We start from the raw sequence: 835 nt of genomic DNA on the forward strand, positions 1-835 counted from the left end.
GATGAGGGCGTCGAGGAGTCGTTGGGGGCGGGTGCGGGTGTCTTGCAGGGCGGGGTTGGTGCAGTTCGGGTCGATGGGGTCCAGGCCGGGGAGCTCGTGATCGGTGCCGGGTTCGGGGACCATGATGCCGTTGATGTCCCGGGGCCAGGGTGGTTCCTGGACGGTGTCGGTGGGGTCGATGCCGGGGGTTGCCCAAAACACCGCCGCGCCGTCCCCGCCGCCTGGCGTAGCACCGCCATCATCCAGGGCGCGGCCGTCTTCGAGGGCGCGGCCGTCTTCCAGGGCACCGCTGCGGCCACCGTCGTGGCCGCTGGATATTTGATCGCCGGTGGCGGGCGTGGTGGTGCCGTTATTGCTGGTGGTGTGAGCGGTGGTAGGTGGTTGGGCCCAGGCCGGGGCGGGGCCCTGGTCCGGGGGCCAGGAACCTCCAGCACCGGTACCCCGGGCATTGGAGCCGCCAAGGCCTGCCACGCCCGGGACCGGCATGCCCGGGATGGTGCCGGCCGGGCCTGCCGTGTCCGGGGCGGTCATGTCGGGGCCGGGGCCGTGCGGGCCGCCGGTGGTGGCTGGTGTGCCGGGGGTGGCTGGTGTGCCGGGGGTGGCGTGGAGTAGTTCGAGCAGGGTGGTTTGGCCCGGCAGCTCCCCGGCACCGAGACCGGTACCGTCCAGGCCGGTGTTGCCATTGCCGGTGCCGGGGCTGGTGTCGGTGCTGTCCTCATCGGGGTTCTTGGTGTTCGCGCTGTCTGTGGTTCCGGTGTGGTTGGTGTCGGGGTGGATGGTGTTGATGTCTTTGTGGGGGCCGGGGTGGGTGGCGTGGCCGATGGTGGCCATGATT

Annotated in this window: 1 pseudogene; it reads right to left on the reverse strand. The window is 71.5% G+C overall.

What is annotated here, in order from left to right:
• Window positions 1-835, reverse strand: a pseudogene (locus tag MMF96_RS19420) (hypothetical protein); the annotation flags it as partial.

The organism is Arthrobacter sp. STN4 (assembly GCF_024539665.1).
In the GTDB taxonomy this organism is placed as follows: Bacteria; Actinomycetota; Actinomycetes; order Actinomycetales; family Micrococcaceae; genus Specibacter.